At 62.7% G+C, this 19191-nt stretch carries 15 protein-coding genes; 2 read left to right on the top strand and 13 right to left on the bottom strand.

The annotated features are described in order from the left end of the window. Positions 1-70: 70 nt before the first annotated feature. Genes B015_RS0129820 through B015_RS0129810 form a run of 3 tightly spaced genes read right to left on the bottom strand, consistent with a single transcriptional unit; the run spans position 71 to position 4744 of the window. Positions 71-1870, bottom strand: a complete 1800-nt coding sequence (locus tag B015_RS0129820; protein WP_018431427.1) for a hydantoinase B/oxoprolinase family protein — start codon at positions 1868-1870, stop codon at positions 71-73. Positions 1871-1887: 17 nt separating this feature from the next. Continuing rightward, positions 1888-3969 (bottom strand): hydantoinase/oxoprolinase family protein, encoded by a 2082-nt coding sequence (locus B015_RS0129815; RefSeq protein WP_026227906.1) that lies wholly within the window; start codon positions 3967-3969, stop codon positions 1888-1890. Between the two features lie 52 nt (positions 3970-4021). Next, entirely contained in the window at positions 4022-4744 is a 723-nt protein-coding gene (locus tag B015_RS0129810) for an isochorismatase family protein (RefSeq protein ID WP_018431425.1), read from the bottom strand. Between the two features lie 190 nt (positions 4745-4934). On the opposite strand from B015_RS0129810, the gene B015_RS0129805 reads away from it, so the two are divergent. Further along, on the top strand, positions 4935-5834 hold the full coding sequence (locus tag B015_RS0129805) for a LysR family transcriptional regulator (RefSeq protein ID WP_018431424.1): 900 nt from the start codon (positions 4935-4937) through the stop codon (positions 5832-5834). Between the two features lie 45 nt (positions 5835-5879). Here B015_RS0129805 and B015_RS0129800 read toward each other — a convergent pair whose 3' ends face one another. From B015_RS0129800 to B015_RS0129775, 6 genes are all read right to left on the bottom strand, one after another. Beyond that, positions 5880-7265, bottom strand: coding sequence for an L-serine ammonia-lyase (locus tag B015_RS0129800; protein WP_026227905.1), 1386 nt, complete (start codon positions 7263-7265; stop codon positions 5880-5882). A 72-nt stretch (positions 7266-7337) separates the two neighbouring features. Continuing rightward, positions 7338-8606, bottom strand: coding sequence for a serine hydroxymethyltransferase (gene glyA / locus B015_RS0129795; RefSeq protein ID WP_018431422.1), 1269 nt, complete (start codon positions 8604-8606; stop codon positions 7338-7340). A 17-nt stretch (positions 8607-8623) separates the two neighbouring features. After that, positions 8624-9184 carry a sarcosine oxidase subunit gamma family protein gene (locus tag B015_RS0129790; RefSeq protein WP_018431421.1) on the bottom strand — a complete coding sequence of 187 codons (561 nt, stop codon included), beginning with the start codon at positions 9182-9184 and terminating at the stop codon, positions 8624-8626. A 10-nt stretch (positions 9185-9194) separates the two neighbouring features. After that, on the bottom strand, positions 9195-12194 hold the full coding sequence (locus tag B015_RS0129785; RefSeq protein WP_018431420.1) for a sarcosine oxidase subunit alpha: 3000 nt from the start codon (positions 12192-12194) through the stop codon (positions 9195-9197). Further along, on the bottom strand, positions 12194-12493 hold the full coding sequence (locus tag B015_RS0129780) for a sarcosine oxidase subunit delta (protein WP_018431419.1): 300 nt from the start codon (positions 12491-12493) through the stop codon (positions 12194-12196). Before B015_RS0129780 ends, B015_RS0129785 begins: the two co-directional genes overlap by 1 nt. 11 nt (positions 12494-12504) lie before the next feature. Further along, entirely contained in the window at positions 12505-13758 is a 1254-nt protein-coding gene (locus B015_RS0129775; protein WP_018431418.1) for a sarcosine oxidase subunit beta family protein, read from the bottom strand. 114 nt (positions 13759-13872) lie between these two features. On the opposite strand from B015_RS0129775, the gene B015_RS0129770 reads away from it, so the two are divergent. Beyond that, a complete protein-coding gene (locus B015_RS0129770) occupies positions 13873-14874 on the top strand; it encodes a GlxA family transcriptional regulator (RefSeq protein ID WP_018431417.1) in 1002 nt (333 codons plus the stop codon). A 54-nt stretch (positions 14875-14928) separates the two neighbouring features. On the opposite strand, the gene B015_RS0129765 is transcribed toward B015_RS0129770, so the two are convergent. From B015_RS0129765 to B015_RS0129750, 4 genes are all read right to left on the bottom strand, one after another. Next, on the bottom strand, positions 14929-16254 hold the full coding sequence (locus B015_RS0129765) for an MFS transporter (protein WP_018431416.1): 1326 nt from the start codon (positions 16252-16254) through the stop codon (positions 14929-14931). Between the two features lie 124 nt (positions 16255-16378). After that, positions 16379-17473 (bottom strand): ABC transporter ATP-binding protein, encoded by a 1095-nt coding sequence (locus B015_RS0129760; protein WP_018431415.1) that lies wholly within the window; start codon positions 17471-17473, stop codon positions 16379-16381. After that, entirely contained in the window at positions 17470-18306 is an 837-nt protein-coding gene (locus B015_RS0129755) for an ABC transporter permease (protein ID WP_018431414.1), read from the bottom strand. The genes B015_RS0129760 and B015_RS0129755 overlap by 4 nt, the downstream gene beginning before the upstream one ends. Then, complete coding sequence (locus tag B015_RS0129750) at positions 18303-19148, bottom strand: ABC transporter permease (protein ID WP_026227904.1); 846 nt, start codon at positions 19146-19148, stop codon at positions 18303-18305. The genes B015_RS0129755 and B015_RS0129750 overlap by 4 nt, the downstream gene beginning before the upstream one ends. Between the last annotated feature and the right edge of the window lie 43 nt (positions 19149-19191).

Raw genomic sequence — 19191 nt, 5'->3', positions numbered from 1 at the left:
GGGCGGCCAGTTGGTTTAGGCCTGCACCAGATTTCTTGGGCCTTTGCAGCCGGTTTCGATGGCGCTTTGCCTATGCGCTGCGGAGCGCTGCTCTCAGCTTTTCGGTGGCCTCGATGTCGATCGTCTCGTCCTCGATATTGACCGCGACGCCGTAGATCTCACGGGCATGGGCCACCGAGCAAAAGCCGTCGAGCACGTCCTCCAGCACCTTTTGCGCCGGACGCTTCAGCGGCGATCCGTAACCGCCGCCATTGGGGCTGTAATAGGCCATGACATCGTTGGACTCGACCGCCAGGCCGGAGAACTTGGAGTGCATCTCGCGGGCATCGCCTGGAGCACCCGCATTGTAGATGAGGCACTTGCCGACAGCGCCATCGGTACCGCCGAAGATGCCCCACGGGGCATCCTTGTGGCGTTCGGATTCATGGGTAATGAAGCCGGGCGAAAGCACGCGCTGCGCCTTGACCACACCAATTCCGCCGCGGAATTCACCGGCGCCGGGGGGCACGTCGTCACGAAGTTCGTAGCGGTCGCAGATCATCGGGATGTGCATCGCCAGATCCTCGAGCGGATTGTTGCGCGTGTTGGCCATCAGATTATCAATGCTGTCGGGGCCGTCGGACCGTGGCCGGCCACCATAGGCGCCCTCGTTGACCTCGAGGAACACCCAGTAATCGCCGCTCGGCCGCACGCCGGAATAGGCGGCAAACGAAATCGAAGCCGAACTGCCGGCAATCACCGTTTCGGGCATCACCGGCGCCAGCGCGCGGATGATGAGATCGATCATGCGATTGCACTGCGTGAAACGCGCTTCGGCCGAGGCCGGCGCCTTGGGATTGAAGATCGAGCCAAGCGGCGCGATCACGTTGATCGGCCGGAACGAGCCTTCATTGGACGGAGCCCGGACGTCGGACGTATAGGCGTCCAGCAGAAGCTTTCGGAACGCCGCGTAGGCGGCGACCTTGGTCGAGCCCTCGAAGGGCACGTTGTAGGCGGTAGGCGTCTGGTCGGCCGAACCGGTCAGGTCAACGTCAAGCTCGTCTCCGTAGACCCGCACCGTCACCTTGACCTTGAGGCGCTGATCGCGATTGCGGCCATCGTCGTCGAGCCAGCCTTCGGCCATGTATTCGCCATCGGGGATGTCCGAGATGCGCTGGCGCATCATGCGCTCGGCATAGTCCATCAGCTGATTGGCAGCGTGGAAGATGATATCTTCACCGAATTTCTCGATCAGTTCGACAAAGCGCTTTGCGCCAAGGCGGGCCGAGGCGATCTGGGCTTCGATGTCGCGCACCAACTGCTGCGCAGCCCGGCTGTTGTTGCGGATGAAGTTCCATATCGCATTGTTCGGTTCGCCCTTGCGATAAAGCTTGGTGCCGGCAAACAGCATGCCCTCGGCGAAGACGTCGGGAACATCGATAATGAGGCCGGGCGTGGCCGCGCCGATGTCGACATGATGCGCGGTGTTGCCGGCAAAGCCGACGAGCCTGCCCTGGTAGAAGACCGGCACGACGATCGCCAGGTCGGGCGTGTGGCTGGAGCCGTGATAGGGATGGTTATGGACGACGACGTCGCCGTCATACCATTCGCCATCCTCGAGCGTCTCGCGGATACCGCGCAGATAGCCTGGGATAGATCCGATATGCATCGGCGTCGATTCCGACTCGCACAGCGTGTTGAACTCGGCGTCGAAAAGGCCCGCGCCCAGGTCCTCGGACTCGCGGATGATTGAGGAAAAGGACATGCGGTAAAGGACATGCGCCATCTCTTCAGCGATGGTCTCGAAGGAGCCGCGTATAACCTGCAGAGTGATCGGATCGATCTCGGCAGGAAGCATCCGCTCCGCAACTGGCTGTGCCATGGTGTTCATGTGCGTTTCCTCCCTGGTCAGGCAATGCCCGCGCGATGAACGCGCGTGTTGCCGTATTCGAGCGTCTCGGCGACATAGCCGGGCGGTACGAGCGTCGTTGAATCGTGCTGGACCAGGATCGCCGGCCCGCTGACGCGGTCTCCTGCGTAGAGCTTGGTGCGGTCATAGCGCGGGGTGTCCAGCGTGCAGCCATCATCAAAGGTCGTGGCGCGCACGAACATCAGCGCCCTGTCGATGCTTGAGCCGTCCGTCGGCTTAATCTTCGGAATCCCGATGCGCTCGATCGAAGCCTTGCCGATGGCGCGCAAGGTGATGAGTTCGACCTCCGCGTCACGGTAGGAGTAGCCGTAGTCGAGCTGGTGCTGGTCGTGAAAGCTTGTCACCACCGAAGACTTGTTGGCCTGGGTAACCGGACCTTCGGGCATCGTCGCCCTCAGTTCGAAGCCCTGGCCCTGGTAGCGGCATTCGGCAACCACTTCGACATGGTGGCGTTCACGCGGAATGCCGTCGTCGTCGAGCTCGGCAACGACCCTGTCGCGAAGGCTGGCGGCAGCGCGGTTGATGCGGTCGAGCTGGCTGTCGGTCGCACCGTTCAACTCGACGATCACGGCCTCGGTGTGTTCGTACTGCAGGTCGGTCTTGAGCAGGCCGACGGCCGCCGTGATCCCCGGCGCGACCGGCACGATGACGTCGCGCGCCGAGATCGCCTCGGCCAGTGCTACGCCGTGCAGCGGACCCGCACCGCCAAAGGGCAGGATCGAGAACTGCCTGGGATCGACGCCGCGTGCCACCGAATTCGAGCGGATCGCCAGCGCCATGTTTGAGTTGATGATCTTGAGGATGCCGAGAGCAGCGTCCTTGACCGACAGGCCGAGCGGCTTGGCGATTTTTTTCTCGACGGCCTTGCGGGAAAGTTCCGGATCAAGCTTGAGATCGCCACCGAGGACGAAGTCTGGGTCGAGCCGGCCAAGCACGATCTGCGCATCGGTAACGGTCGGTTCGGTGCCCCCCCGGCCGTAGCAAGCAGGTCCGGGTTCCGATCCGGCCGAGCGTGGACCAACATTGAAAGCGCCCGCCTCGTCGATATAGGCGACAGAACCGCCGCCGGCACCGATGGTGACCAGGTCGATCATCGGCGTCAGTACCGGATGTCCCGAGACGTAGGTGTCGCGCGGGTTCATGATCTTGAGGCGGCCGTCCGGGATGGTGCTGATGTCGGCCGAGGTGCCGCCGATATCGACGGTGATGATGTTGCTGACGCCAGCCATCTCGCCTTCCGAGGCGCCGCCGATGACGCCGCCAGCCGGCCCCGACATCAGGATGCGCACCGGACGCGTTGCGCAGGATTCGACGGTCGAAACGCCGCCGTTGGACTGCATGATGCGCAGCTTAGAGAAAACTCCTGCCTCACGCAGCTTGCTTTCGAGATCGCGCAGGTAATAGGACGTCTTGGGGCCGACATAGCAGTTCATTGCTGCCGTCGAGAAGCGCTCGTATTCGCGCATCACGTTGGCGACCTCGCTCGACAGCGTGACATAGGCGTCCGGCATCTCTTCGAGCACGATCTCCTTGGCGCGACGCTCATGTGCGTCGTTGAGGAAGGAGAACATGAAACCGATGACGACCGAATTGATGCCGCGCTTCTTGAACAGCTTGATCGCCTCACGCACCTCAGCCTCGTCCAGCACCGTCTCGACATCGCCTTGGGGCGGCAGGATGCGCTCGGAGATGGCGATGCGGTTGCGGCGCTTGACCAGCGGCTGGCTCTGCCACGGCACGGTGAAGTGCAGCGAGAAATTATACGGCCGCTTGTGCCGGCCGATATGCAGGATGTCGCGAAATCCCCGCGTCGTGAGCATCCCGGTTTCCGAGCCGTTGTGCTCGATGGTGATGTTGGTTGCTGTCGTGGTGCCATGCACGATGACATCGACGTCGGTCGTGTCGATGCCGGCCAGACTGCAAATCCCCCTAACGCCCTCGACCACGCCGATCGACTGGTTCTTAAGAGTTGTCGGGACCTTGTGGTAGAAGACCCCCTTCGCGCATTCGAGAACGAGGTCGGTGTTGGTACCGCCGACATCCACACCTATACGAGTCATGTTTTCCTCCCTGGCAAAAGGGCGTGTCCCGCAAAGGACACGCCCTGTTCGATTACTCCGCCGCCATGCGCGATGCGTTGACGGTGTTGAGATAGTCGACACACTCGTCGACGCTGTGGACGTCGGCGAACTTGGCGTCGATATCGTAGAGGTTCCAGGCAACAGCGCCCGGCACGCGATCACCGATGCACTCACGAACGGCGATTGTGCGGAAGCCGTCGGCGAGACCGTCGCAGATGGTGGTGCGCACACAGGCTGTGGCTGTGACGCCTGTGACGAGAATGGTGTCGACGCCTGCGGCGCGCAGAATGCCGGCAAGGCCGGTGCCGTGGAACGAGCTGGCCCGCTTCTTGAGCAGCGTATACTCGCCTTCGATCGGAGCGATGCGAGAGTCGATCGCCCACAGGTCCTTGTTCTTCAGGTTGACGACATCGATCGGGATCTTGCAGTGCCACAGGCCCATGTCGGTGAAGCTTGCGTCGCGGTCGGTGATCTCATAGGCGGTGGTGACGTGGATCACCGGATGGCCGTTGGCGCGGCAGGCCTTGAGCAGGCGCTGCATGCCAGGGATGATCTCGTTGTCCATCGCGTCCTGGTCGCAGGTGAACGGATTTCCCGGTCGCGTCCAGGCGTTGGCGAGGTCGACGCTGACCAGTGCTGGACGCTTGCCGAACCCGACGCGGCGCTGAAAGCCGCGCTCCTGGTAGATCTTGTTCGAGGCTTCGAACGCCTGCTTCAGCATCCGGTCCAGTTCCTTGTTGTCGATGTCGCTCATGGCGTTTCCTCTTTGACTGAGCCCTCAGGGCCACTTGATCCTGGTTTCCGATACCTGCCGGGTGGTCCCTGCGGTTATCTGGATGTCAGAGTGCCGCAGGGGCAGCTTGAGCGGAATTGGTCTTTTGCCAATTATTCTTGCACGCCACGCATCAATCGATAGAGTGCCCAAACCTTTGGGAGGCAAGCAAATGGACATCGAAGCGGGCCTCGACCTCACGCAATCGTTCCTTATCGTTGCAGAGGAACTCAACTTCCGCCGCAGCGCCGAGCGCCTGCATATCGATCAATCGGCGCTGACCCGGCGGATCCAGAAGCTTGAGCACATGCTGGGCTTTGCGCTGTTCGAGCGCAGCACGCGCGAAGTCTCACTCACGCCTGCCGGGCGCAGCTTCTACGAAGAGAATGCGCGTCTTTTGTTCAGCTATTCGCAGTCGGTAAAGGCGGCCCGCTTGGTGGCCGAAGGCAAGACGGGCACGCTACGTGTCGCCTATATGGCCTTCGCTGCCACCGAGCTGATGCCGAGCGCCGTGCTGCGTTTCCGCAATGCCTACCCGCATGTCGCGGTCAATCTGCGTTACATCCGAACGCAAGGACAGAAGCTGGCGCTCGCCCATGACGAGGTCGATATCGGCTACATGATTGGCCCGTTCGACCACAGCGACTTTCACAGCCTGCTTCTGGCCAACGACCCGCTCTATGTCGTCACGCCGAAGAACCATGCCTTGCTGCACAAGCACGAGATCAGGCCGGCTGATCTCGTCGACTGCGACCTGATCTTGGGCGACATGATCGAATGGGAAGCCTACCGCTGGCGGCTCAACGAGATGTTTGCAGCCGAGGGCGTGCCGCTCAACATCAAGCTGGAGGCGTCGAACACGCTTGCACTTCTGGGATTGGTCGCCGCCGGCCTGGGCGTCACCGTCTATCCCGAAAGCCTGATCGGCTTCCTCGGTCGCAGTGTCGAGGTGCGTCCGATCATGCACCCGAACTTCCGTATCCAGACAATTCTGGTCTGGCGACGGGTCAACCGCGCCAAGTCGTTACGCCATTTCGTCGAGATCGCGAAGAACTTGCCGGCACGAATCTGAAGGAAGGCTATGAGCCCAAAAACTGTCATGATCGCGGTGGCTTGATCAGCACTCCGGCAGGTTGACGGCAAGGCCGCCGAGGCTGGTTTCCTTGAACTTGGCGCTCATTTCCTCACCGGTCTGGCGCATCGCCTCGATGCAATTGTCGAGTGGCATGAAATGCGTGCCGTCGCCGCGAAGCGCAAGCGACGCCGCCGCGACCGCCTTGGTTGCACCGATGCCATTGCGCTCGATGCAGGGCACCTGCACCAATCCGGCAACCGGATCGCAGGTCATGCCGAGATGATGTTCAAGCGCGATCTCGGCGGCATTCTCGACCTGCTCCGGCGTGCCGCCGAGCACTGCGCACAATCCGGCGGCAGCCATTGCCGCGGCTGATCCGACCTCGCCCTGGCAGCCGGCCTCGGCGCCCGAAATCGAAGCATTGTGCTTGATCAGCCCACCGATTGCCGCTGCCGTCAGCAGGAAATCCGAGACCTTGCCACGATCAGCGCCGGTGCAATGGTCGAGATAGTAGCGCAGCACCGCCGGCACAACGCCGGCAGCGCCATTGGTCGGTGCTGTCACCACCTTGCCGCCGGCGGCATTCTCCTCGTTGACCGCCATCGCGTAAACGCTCAGCCAGTCGGCGACGACATGTGGCTGAGAGCTGTTTTGGCCGCGCTCACTTACGAGCTGATCGCGGATTTTCTTGGCACGCCGCCGCACACGAAGCCCACCCGGCAACTCGCCTTCCAGCACCAGGCCACGCTCGATGCAGCCATCCATGACTGCCCATATCCGTTCGATGCCGCTTTCGACGTCGCTCGCTGGCCGCCCCGAACTCTCATTGGCGCGCTTCATGGCGGCAATCGAAAGACCGCTTTCGCGCGCCATGCGCAACATCGTCGCCGCGCTGTCGAACGGAAACGGCCAGGCCGCCGCCTCGCTGGCAATCGTTGCTGCGGGCGCCTCGCGTTCGGCTGCTGTGACGACAAAGCCACCGCCGATGGAATAGTAGGTTTCACCGACCAGCAGCTTTCCTTGCACATCGAAAGCCTGGAGCACCAACCCGTTGGCATGTCCCGGCAGGGCCGGGCCGTAGTCGAAGACGATATCGCCAACAGGATCGAAGCTCAGCGCAGGCAGGCCCTTGGGGCGCAGGACCTTGGTATGGTGCAGTTCAGCAAGCTGCCGCTCAGCCGCATCTGGGTCGAGGTCGGCGGGAAGATAGCCGAGCAATCCGAGCGCCACCGCTCGATCGGTGGCGTGGCCCTTGCCGGTAAAAGCAAGCGAACCGTGCAGAACCACCCGCAGCTTTGCCGCGCCCTGTGAGCCATCAGTCTGCCGCAGCAAGTCGAGAAACCGCACCGCAGCCGTCATCGGCCCCATGGTGTGCGACGATGACGGGCCGATGCCGATCTTGAACACGTCGAAAATGCTGAGGAACATGCGCGGCCTCATGAGATCGCAAGGGAATGCACCGACGCGCGCCGGGTTGCTTCGTAGCGGTAGTTGAAAGGCCTACTGGTAGATCGGAAAGCGCTGGCAGAGGCCGCGCACTTCGGCGAGCACCGCTTGCTCGACGGCCGCATCGCCTTCCGCTCCCTTGACCGCCAGCGCGTCGATCACCTTCAGGATCAGCTCGCCGATGCGGCGGAACTCGGCCTCGCCGAAGCCGCGCGTGGTGCCCGCCGACGTGCCGAGGCGTACGCCCGACGTCACCGCCGGCTTCTCGGGATCAAAGGGGATCGAGTTCTTGTTGCAGGTCAGCCCGGCGCGCTCCAGCGCGTGCTCGGCGTCGCGACCCCTGACGCCCTTCGGCCTGAGGTCGACCAGCACCATGTGGCAATCAGTGCCGCCCGACACGATGTCGAGCCCGCCGGCCAACAGCGTCTCGCACAGCGCCTTGGCGTTGTTGACGACATTGGCCGCATAGTCGCGGAAATCGGGCTGCAAAGCCTCGCCGAAGGCGACCGCCTTGGCGGCAACGACATGCATCAGCGGCCCGCCCTGATTGCCGGGGAATACCGCCGAATTGAACTTCTTGGCCAGCGCTTCGTCGTTGGTCAGGATCATGCCGCCGCGCGGGCCGCGCAGGGTCTTGTGCGTGGTGGTGGTGACGACATGGGCGTGCGGCAGCGGATCGGGATAGAGGCCTGCGGCGACCAGGCCGGCATAGTGGGCCATGTCGACCATCAGGTAGGCGCCAACCTCATCGGCAATCGACCGGAACGCCGCGAAATCGATGGCACGCGGATAGGCTGAGGCGCCGGCAACGATCAGCTTCGGCTTGGTCGCCAGCGCTTTGGCGCGCAGTTCGTCATAGTCGATCTGCTGGTCGGACTGGCGCACCTCGTAGCTGACGATGTCGAACCATTTGCCCGACATGGTCACCGGCGAGCCATGCGTCAGGTGTCCGCCATGAGCGAGCGACATGCCCATCACGCGGTCGCCGGGAGTAAGCAGGGCCAGGAACACCGCCTGGTTGGCCTGGGCGCCCGAATGCGGCTGGACATTGGCGAACCCCGCGCCGAACAGCTGCTTGGCGCGTTCGATGGCGATGGTCTCGACCTCGTCGACGAACTCGCAGCCGCCATAGTAGCGCTTGCCCGGATAGCCCTCTGCATATTTGTTGGTCAGCACCGAGCCTTGGGCGGCAAGCACGTCAGTGGAGACGATGTTTTCCGAGGCGATCAGTTCGATCTGGTTCTTTTGCCTGTCGAGTTCGCGCTCGATGGCAGCGGCGATTGCTGCGTCGGCAAGCGACGCTTGTGGGCTGGTGTGCTGCATGCTTGCCTCCTTGGGGGTCAGATATCGAGTGCGATTTCGCGGCTGGCCGCCTGAAGAATGCCCCAGGTATGGTCGGCAAACGAACGCCAGACCTCGATGCGAAAGCGGTCTTCTGCTTCGCGGACAAGGATGATCTGCGCCTTGTCGAAGATGGTCCTGCAGCCCGTGCCGACCGGCATCGCCTCGATGTCGAACGCAATGGCCGAGCGCAATGCCAACACGGCAGCAACGCCCTCGACCTCGATGCCGATCTCGCGATGGCTGACATCGACAAGGCTATGCGGCACCGTCGCATAGAGCTTGGCAAACGCCGTTTCGATTGCCTCCTGTTCCGTCAGCGGAACGACCAGGTGCCACTCGTCCGGCCCGAGGCACACGGCCAGCCTGCCGTTGGAAACGGTGATGTCGCCGATCTTGCCCGGCAATGGCGAACCGAATGCCTTCGCAGCTCGCGCCGCTTGTGCCGGATCTATCCTCAGGGCGAAGCGGGCTCCGTCGGCGGCGACGCGGATGTTTAGCGGCGTCACCTTGCGAACGGCAATCTCGCGGCCGATCAGCGGATGATGTTCATGCAGCATGACCGTCCTCCTATGCGCTCAGGCGCTTGTTTTCGGGGTCGAAGAAGACCGTCCCGACCACCTTTGCCGTGTGGGTCTTGCCGGGCATCGGCACGTGAATGGTCTCGCCTTCGCGCGCCTTGCCACCTTCGACCACCGCCATGGCGATCGAGCGTCCGAGAGCAACACTCCAGTAGGACGAGGTGACGTGGCCGACCATCTTCATCGGCAAGGTCTGGCTCGGATCGAGCACGATCTGTGCCCCCTCCTCCAGCACCGTGTTTGGATCGGAAGTGAGCAGGCCGACGAGCTGCTTGCGATCGGTCTTGAGCATGTCCGTACGCGTCAGCGAACGCTTTCCGACGAAGTCTGGCTTGGCCTTGCCGATCGCCCAGCCGAGACCGGCGTCGTCAGGCGTCACGGTGCCGTCGGTGTCCTGTCCGACGATGATGTAGCCCTTCTCGGCGCGCAACACGTGCATCGTTTCGGTGCCATAAGGGGTGATGCCATATTGCTGGCCGGCCCGGTAAAGCTCTTCCCAGACCGCCCGGCCGTAGCGCGCCGGCACATTGATCTCGTAGCCGAGTTCTCCAGTGAAGCTGACCCGGAACAGCCGGGTCGGCACACCGCAAATCTTGCCCTCGGCAACCGACATGTGCGGGAGCGCCTCTTCGGAAAGGTCGATGCCCTCGACCAGCGGCTCGATCAGCTTGCGCGCGTTCGGGCCGTTGAGCGCGATCACCGCCCATTGCTCCGTCGTCGAGGTCAGCCATACCTTGAGATCAGGCCACTCGGTCTGGAGATAATCCTCCATCGTGCCCAGCACGCGCGCCGCACCACCGGTGGTGGTGGTCACATGGAAACGGTCGGTGGTCAGGCGGCCGATGACGCCGTCGTCACGGATGAAGCCATCCTCACCGAGCATCAGGCCATAGCGTAGGCGTCCAGGTGCCAACTTCGTCCAGGAGTTGGTGTACATGCGGTTCATGAATTCGGCGGCGTCCGGCCCGACGATCTCGATCTTGCCGAGTGTCGAGGCATCGAACATGCCGAGGGATTCGCGAACAGACTTGCATTCGCGCGCCACGGCGGCGTGCATGGTCTCGCCCTTTTTCGGGAAGTACCAGGCGCGGCGCCACAACGACACCGGTTCGAATTCCGCGCCGTTCTGCTCGGCCCAGCCATCGATCGGCGTCTTACGCGTCACTTCGAACAGTTCGCCCCGATTGTAGCCTGCGAAGGCGCCGAAGGTGGTCGGCGTGTAGGGCGGGCGGAAGGTGGTCAGCCCTACTGCCGGCGCTGGACGCTTGACCGCGTCGGAGGCAATGGCCAGACCGTTGATGTTGGAGGTCTTGCCCTGGTCGGTCGCCATGCCTGTGGTGGTGTAGCGCTTGATGTGCTCGATAGACTTGAAGCCTTCGCGCACCGCAAGCCGGATGTCCTTGGCGGTGACGTCGTTCTGGAAATCGACGAAGGCCTTGGCCTTCGAAGTGTTCTTGTCGGTCGGCAGTTCGCGGTTGTTGGCGCCCGTCAGCATCAGTTCGCCATCGACCTTGTAGGACGCGGCTGTCACGGTGAACCCGGCGTCTGAAGCGGCGGCCGAACCGGCTGCGGCACCCTCGGCAAGTGCTGCCGCAAGGCTGAACGCGCCATTGCCGGCGCCGGCGCAGCGGCTTTCCTCGGTGGCGGCGCCAGGAAGGAACATCTGCCCTTCCTCGTTCCAGTCGAGCTTGCCCTTGGTGTGCGAAAACAGATGCACGCTCGGCGTCCAACCGCCGCTCATCAAAAGCGCGTCGCAGGAAATCGTCCGCGCCGGTCCGACCACGCCGCTGCGGCTCACCGGATTGGCGCGCACGGAGGCGACGCGCAGCCGGCCGCCGGTGCCGGTGACGGTCCAGCCGGTCAGCACCTCGACCCCGAGGGCCGCGGCGCGTTCCATCAGATGGCCCGACACATTGGGCCTGATGTCGATCATGGCTGCCACCTTGACGCCTGCCTCTGCCAGGTCGAATGCGGCGAGCCAGGCTGAATCGTGCGAGGTGACGATGACGGGACGGTTGCCGACCTTGACGCCGTAGCGGTTGAGATAGCTGCGCGCCGAGCCCGCAAGCATGACGCCCGGGCGATCGTTGCCATCGAACACCAGCGGCTTTTCGATCGAGCCCTGGGCCAGAACGACCTGGTTGGCGCGAACCTTCCACAGCCGCTCGCGCGGGGCATCCGCCGGCGGGCTGGTAAGGTGGTCCGTCAGGCGCTGGCAAAGGCCGACAAGGTTCTGGTGATAGTAGCCGATAGCCGTGGTGCGCGTCAGCACCGTGACATTGTTCATCGCGGCCAGCGCGCTGCGCGCTTCTTCGAGCCACTGCCAGCCGCTCTGGCCGTTAATGCCTGCGTCCGTTTCAGACAGCAGCGAACCGCCAAGCTCGGCCTGCTCGTCGACCAGGATCACCTTGGCGCCGCTCTTGCCGGCGTCGAGCGCTGCGGCAAGACCGGCCGGGCCGGAACCGACCACCAGCACATCGCAATGGGCGAAGCGGCTGGCATAGGTGTCGGGGTCGGGGGTGGTCGGCGACTTGCCGAGACCGGCGGCGCCCCGGATGACGGGCTCGTAGACCTTGTTCCAGAACGACTTCGGCCACATGAAGGTCTTGTAGTAGAAGCCGGCGGAAAACAGCATGTAGAGCGCGTCGTTGACAGCGCCGATATCGCGCTTCAGCGACGGCCAGTGGTTCTGGCTGGTCGTGTTCAGCCCGTCGAACACCTCGAGCACGGTTGCGCGGGTGTTGGGTTCGAAGCGACCCGGCCCCCGGTCGGTGCCGACCAGCGCATTGGGTTCTTCCGAGCCGGCTGACAGGAAGCCGCGCGGGCGATGGTACTTGAACGAACGGCCAATGAGATGGACGCCGTTGGCAAGCAGCGCCGAGGCGAGCGTGTCGCCCTCGAAACCGGCATAGCCTGCGCCGTTGAAGGTAAAGCGGACCGGCTTGCGTTGGTTGACGCGGCCTTTTGCTGGGATGCGGTAGCTGGTCATTACCGTGCTTCCTCGAGTTCGGTCTCTGTCGGGCGTGGCTGCCCGGCCTTGTAGGTCCTTGCGAACTTGTCGCTGACGGTGTCGCGAACGGCATTGAAGAAACGCCCGCAGCCATGCTGGTGTCGCCAGCGTTCGAAGTGGGTACCGCGCGGATTGCTGCGAATGAAAAGATGCGTCTTCCATTCGTCGTCACTCAGCTTCGACGGATCAGCGGGGCGAGCGATGTGAGCCTCGCCGGCATAGGAGAATTCGAGCTCAGGACGTTCGGCCTCGCAATAGGGGCAGCGGATGAGCAGCATCTTGGATCTCCTCAGTGCGCGACGGCTGCGGCAGCGGCTTCATCGATCAGCCGGCCGGTGGTGAAGCGTTCGAGCGTGAACGGCGCATTGATCGGATGCGGCTCGTCGCGGGCGATGGTGTGAGCGAAGACATGGGCCGAGCCAGGGGTTGCCTTGAACCCGCCGGTACCCCAGCCACAATTGACGTACAGCCCGGGAACCGGTGTCTTGCCGATGATCGGCGAACGGTCGGGCGTGACGTCGACGACACCAGCCCATTTGCGCAGCATGCGCATGCGGGTGAAGATCGGGAACACCTCGCAGATCGCCGCCACCGTATGCTCGATGAGCGGCAGGCCGCCGCGCTGGCTGTAAGAGACGTACTGGTCGGTGCCGGAGCCGATGACCAACTCGCCCTTATCGGACTGGCTGATGTAGGCGTGGACCGAATTCGACATGACCACGCAAGGGAAGATCGGCTTGACCGGCTCGGAAACCAGCGCCTGCAGCGGGAAGCTTTCCAGCGGCAGCCGCACCCCGGCGGTATCCATGACGACCGAGGTCCCGCCGGCGGCGGAAACCGCAACCTTCTTGGCCTTGATGAAGCCGCGCGGGGTATCGACGCCAATGACCTTGCCGGAAGCGTCGCGGCGGATCGCGGTCACCGGGCAGTTCTGGATGATGTCAACGCCACGCGCCGCTGCACCGCGGGCATAACCCCAGGCTACCGCGTCATGGCGGGCAACGCCGCCACGACGCTGCAAGGCTGCCCCAACCACTGGATAGCGGGCATCCTTTGCGATGTTGAGCGGCGGGCAGTATTCCTTTGCCTGCTCGGGCGTCAGCCACTCATTGTCGATGCCATTGAGCCGGTTCGAATAGATGTGGCGCTTGAAGCTTTGGGTGTCATGCACCGAATGCGCCAGCATCATAACGCCGCGCTGCGAGAACATGACGTTGTAGTTGAGCTCCTGGCTCAACCCTTCCCAGAGCTTCATCGCGTGCTCATAAAGCATCGCGCTTTCGTCATAGAGATAGTTGGAGCGGATGATGGTGGTGTTGCGGCCGGTGTTGCCACCGCCAAGCCAGCCCTTCTCGATGATGGCGACATTGGTGATGCCGTGTTCCTTGGCAAGATAGTAGGCGGCGCCCAGGCCGTGACCGCCAGCGCCGACAATGACGACGTCATACTCGGCCTTTGGCTGGGCATCGGGCCATTGCGGTTCCCAGTTCTTGTTGCCGGTCAAGGCATTGGACAGAAGCGACGAAAACGAAAAGCGGGTCATAACGCACCCCCGGAGTTCAACATGGCGGGAGTATCGCTAACTGGCGCGAAGTTGGACAGAACAGTTGCGTCAGCGTAATGTTACTGGTGCGACAGCATGCACGCTGGAGACCCTATGGAACGCAACGTCAGGCCCAGCCAGCCACAGAGGAAGAATGCGGCGCCTCGTCTTTCGGTGGGCTTCATCCTCGCTCGCCGCTTCACGCTCTGCGCGTTTGCCAATTTCGTCGACGTGCTGCGCCTCGCCGCCGACGAGGGCGACCGCAGCCGGCAGATTCTGTGCGAGTGGACCGTGCTTTCCGATACTATGAGCCCTATGGCCTCGAGCTGCGGCGTGATGGTGCAGCCCAACGAGCGCCTGGGCGATCCCAGGAAATACGACTACATCGTCGTGGTCGGCGGGCTGATCGACGAAATTCCCAATCTCAGCCCGGACTATACGCGCTATCTGCAGAAGGCCGCGGCATCGAAGGTGCCGCTTGTCGGCGTCTGCACCGGCGCGTTCATCCTGCACCGTGCCGGACTGATGGACGGCTACCGCTGCTGCGTCAGCTGGTTCCACCATACCGATTTCCTGGAGCAGTTCGATGGACTGAAACCGGTGTCCGACCAGATCTTCATCGTCGACCGCGACCGGCTGACCTGCTCGGGCGGGGCGAGTTCGGCGCATCTGGCGGCCCATCTGGTGGAAAAGCATGTCGGCCGCGCCCAGGCGCGCAAAAGCCTGCACATCATGATCATCGACGACGCGCTGCGCGCCGAAAAGCCCCAACCGGGCATTCCGCTGGATCTGGCGACCGACGACGGACTGGTGAAGAAGGCGCTGCTGTTGATGCAGCAAAACATCGACGCTCCGCTGTCGGCGGCAGACGTCGCGCGTCGGCTCGGCGCCAACCGGCGCCAGCTCGAACGCCACTTCCAGCGCGCGGTCGGCATGCCCCCGACGCTGGCCTACAAGATCATGCGGCTCGAATATGCGGAGTTCCTGCTTCGCCACACCGAAAACTCGGTGACCGAAGTCGCAACTTCGACCGGCTTTTGCGATTCATCGCATTTCATCCGTGCGTTCCGCGAGCGGCGGGGCGTAACGCCTGCGGCCTTTCGCGGGGCGGCATGAAGTCAGACGCAGCAACGCAGGCGACGATGGCCGCCTGCGTTGCGTCTTGTATTTTTAGTCTGCCAGCGGCTTTCCGGCAGTCTCTTTGGCTGCCAGCATTGCGATGAGGGCAACAAGCGCGGCGGCGACCAGATACCAGGCCGGCGCAAGCTTGCTGCCGGTCGCCGAAATCAGCCAGGTCGCCACAAAAGGTGCGGTGCCGCCGAACAGGGCGTTGGCCGCGTTGAAGGAGAAGGCAAAGCCGCTGTAGCGTACCTTGGTCGGGAATATCTCCGACAAGAAGCACGGCAATGTGCCGTCATTGATCGTCAGCAGCGCGCCGAAAGCGACCTGGATCGCAACAATCGTCCAGAAAGTAGCGCCATCGAGCATCGAAAACAGCGGCACCGTCAGCGCCATGAACAGCACCGAGGCGGCGATCAGAGCGGTCTTGCGGCCGAAGCGATCGGACAGGCTCCCCATCAGAAAAATGAAGAAGATGTAGGCCACAAGCGAAATGCTGACAGCGATGAAGGACTCCGTCTGGCCCATGCCCATCTCGGTGATGAGGTAAGTCGGCATATAGCTGAGGATCAGGTAGAAGCCGACTGCGTTGAGACATGTCGCGCCGAAGGCAATGGCGATCTGGCGCCGATAGGTGGTGAACAGCTCACGCACCGGGGTCGCCTCGACGTGGTGCGACTTTTCAAGCTCGCGGAACTTGGGCGTGTCTTCGAGTTTCAGGCGGATGTACAGGCCGACCACGCCCAGTGGTGCGGCGAGCAGGAATGGCAGCCGCCAACCGTATGACTGCATTTGTTCCGGGCTCAGAATGTAAAACAAACCAGCCGACATCAGGGATCCGGCGAGAAGCCCAGCAGCCGTGCTCGCCGGCACCATGCTGGTGTAGAAGCCACGCTTCGATATAGGCGAATATTCGGCGATGAAGGAGGTCGCCCCGGCATATTCGCCTGAAGCCGAAAAACCCTGGACCATGCGCACCACAAGCAGCAGCACCGGAGCCAGTATGCCGACCTGTGCGTATGACGGCAGGACGGCGATCAGCGTTGTCGCGCCCGACATGATCAGGATCGACCACGACAGTGCGGTGCGCCGACCGATCTTGTCGCCGATCGCGCCCCAGACGATGCCGCCGATGGGGCGAACAACGAAGGAAATCGCAAAGACCGCGAATGTCGCAAGCAAAGCGGCAGACGGGGCGATTTCCGGGAAGAACGCAATGGCAATCACCGTTGCGAAATAGCCGTAGGATGCATAGTCGAACCACTCGACGAAGTTGCCGATAAAGCTCGCGGTCAGCACCTTGCGAAGCACCTCGGGCGAGGCCTCCTCGTCCTGTCGTATGCTTGTCACATGGAAATTATGGGCTGATATCGACATTGTTTCAATTTCCTCCCTATAAGCGCCAGCGTCACGCCGGCAGCCGCTATTGTTTCCGTTTCGCTGCTGCGGCCGGGTTGTCTCTCCCAAACTCTACTGCTGCGCCCGCGACCGGGCGCTTGCCCTACTCGCCAGGCAAGATGTGCGTGGCGTCGGGCCGCCATGACACCCAAACCTTGGCGCCTAGCTCAAGGTTGAGATGTTCGAGTTCGTCGTGGCTCTTCTGCGCCTTGATCTCGATCCGGTCGGCGCCTTCGAGATGGATGACTGCAGTCGCGCCGACAAACTCCTCGCCGACCACCTGCGCCTGCAACCCGTTGTAGCCGTCAGCCGGGGGCTGGTTGCTCAGTTGCACCCGATCGTCGGAAACCACGAAAGTTGCGTTGTCGCCCTTGGAAAGCGTTTTGGCTGCGTTGGGCGCGACATCGAACTCGCCCACCGGCGTCGCGATCTTCACCACCTTGCCGTTCACGTTCGAGACCTTGCCGGCAAAGATGTTCGATGATCCCAGGAATTCAGCGACGAACTTCGTCCGTGGCGCGCGGTAAATCTCCTGCGGATTGCCGATCTGCTCGATCCGGCCACGGCTCATGATGACGACGCGGTCGGCCATCGAGAAGGCCTCCGACTGGCTGTGCGTGACATAGACGAAGGTGATGCCGAGCTCGCGCTGCAGGTTCGAAAGCACCGTCTGCATGCGCACCTTGAGATGAGCGTCCAGTGCCGACAGCGGCTCGTCGAGCAGAAGGATTTCCGGTTCCGTCACCAGCGAGCGGGCAAGGGCAACGCGCTGGCGCTGGCCGCCGGACAGATGGGCGACATTGCGATCGGCGAATTCGGTGATCTGCATGCGCTCCAGCCATTTGTCGACACGCTTGCGCCGCTCGGCCTTTTCCACGCCACGCATGCGCAGGGAGAACTCGACATTCTCGCGCACCGTGAGGAACGGAAACAGCGCCAGGCTCTGCCACACCATCGGCGTGTCGCGACGCCAGGTCGGCAGATCGTTGATGCGCTTGCCGGCGAGGCGGATCTCGCCTTCCGTCGGCGCTTCCAGTCCTGCCAGCATACGCAGCGTCGTGGTCTTTCCGCAGCCGCTCGAGCCCATGATGGCGAGGAATTCGCCCTTGTGGATTTCGAGACCCATCCTTTCGACGGCATTGAAGCTGCCGAAGCGTTTGACGACGCCGTCGAAGACGACGAGAGCCTTGTCGGTCATGGCACCTTTACTCCGGTGGTTACCGCGTCAGTCGCAGGCGCGACGCTGCGTTTCATCAAAAGAACCTGGGCCAGCACCACCAGCGTCATCGAAGCGAGGAATACGAAGGTGCCGATGACGTTGATGCGCGGACTGACCTGCCCCTGCAGGAAGCCGAGCACCTTGACCGGCAGCGTCTCGTTCAGGCCCGAGACGAACCAGGCGACGGCGAACTCGTCGAAGGACACGGCCATGGTGATGAACAGGGCGGCAAAGATCGCCGGCTTGCAAAAAGGGATGATGACGTGGCGCATCGCCATCCATTCCGACGCGCCAAGATTCCAGGCCGCAGCCTCCAGCGAGGGATCCATCTGCGACAGCCGCAGCCGCACGATCGCCATGGCGAACGGCGCGCACATCACCACATGGGCGATGATGACCGAATGGATCGCACCCGACAGGTTTATGTTGGACAAAAAGGCAAGCATCGCCAGGCCGAGGATGACGACCGGGATCGTCGGCGGCAGCAAAGCGAGCGCGACATAGAAGGTCTTGCCGAAGAACTTGTAGCGAAAGTCGGTGTAGGCGGCGCCAAACCCGATCGCCGTGGCGAAAACCGATACGATCACACCCGCCACCAGCGTGTTGCGCAGGCCTTGCCAGACCAGCGGGTCAGCGGCGACCGTCTCGTACCAGATCGTCGAGAAGCCGCCGAGCGGAAGCGAGGGGAAGCGGTCGACATTGAACGAAAAGACGAAGCTCGCGGCGATCGGCGCGAAGATGAAAGCGAAAGCCAGCAGGATGTAGAGCTTCAGCGCCCAGTCGATCAGCGGGTTGCGGTTGAAATCGTTCATCGTCCGCGCTCCTTGTAGGCATAGCTCACCGCAGCGAAGGCGACCGCGAGCAGCGTCCCGATCATGGTCAGCGCGATCACCGCCGCACGCGGCCATTGCTGCCCAGACTTGGTGGTGTCGGTGATCAGGATGGAAAGGGTCGGCGGGTCGCCGCCGCCAAGGTAGAGCGGGCTGACGAAGTCGCCGAAGGTCAGGATGAAGCAGAACAGCGCCGCGATCACCAGGCCGACCTTGGCCGCGGGCACGATCACCTCGAATACCGTGCGCAGCCGGCCGCAGCGCAGATTGTGCGCCGCCTCGATCAGCGTCTTGTCGACGAAGATCAGGCTGAACAGCTGCAACAGCACGACCAGCGGAAAGCTCAATGTCAGAAAACCGACCATCATGCCGAAGGTCGAGTTGAGCATGCCGAACGGCCCGAGCCCCACCTTGGCCAGCAACGCGTTGATGATGCCGTTGTCGGACAGGAATATCTGCCAGGAATAGACACGTACCAGGTAGCTGGTGAAGAACGGGATTACCATCAGGAACACCGCCCAGCGCCGTGCTGTTTCGGTGAGCTTGAAGGCGATGGCGTAGGCGCAAGGGAAAGCCAGCGCGCTGGTGATGACGGCGGCGGCGGTGGCAAGCGCGAAGGTGCGCAGGTAGGCATCCCAAAAGACGCCGCGGCCGAGCATCCTGACCCAGTTGACGGTGTCGAAGTTCGGCTCCATGCGGAAATTCTTGACCGTCCAGAAACTCAGCGCGATCAAAAACAGCAGCGGCGCGAGGAAGAACATCGCCTGCCAGATCAGCATCGGCAGGGAGAAGGTCAATCCATAGAGAGTGATCGATTTCCGCATTGCGGCGCTTCCAACCTGAAGACACGACTGCACTGCCAACCGC

Source organism: Hoeflea sp. 108, assembly GCF_000372965.1.
Taxonomy (GTDB): domain Bacteria; phylum Pseudomonadota; class Alphaproteobacteria; order Rhizobiales; family Rhizobiaceae; genus Aminobacter.
Note: the sequence above shows the minus strand (reverse complement) of the source record. Positions and strands in the feature narration are given on the sequence as shown.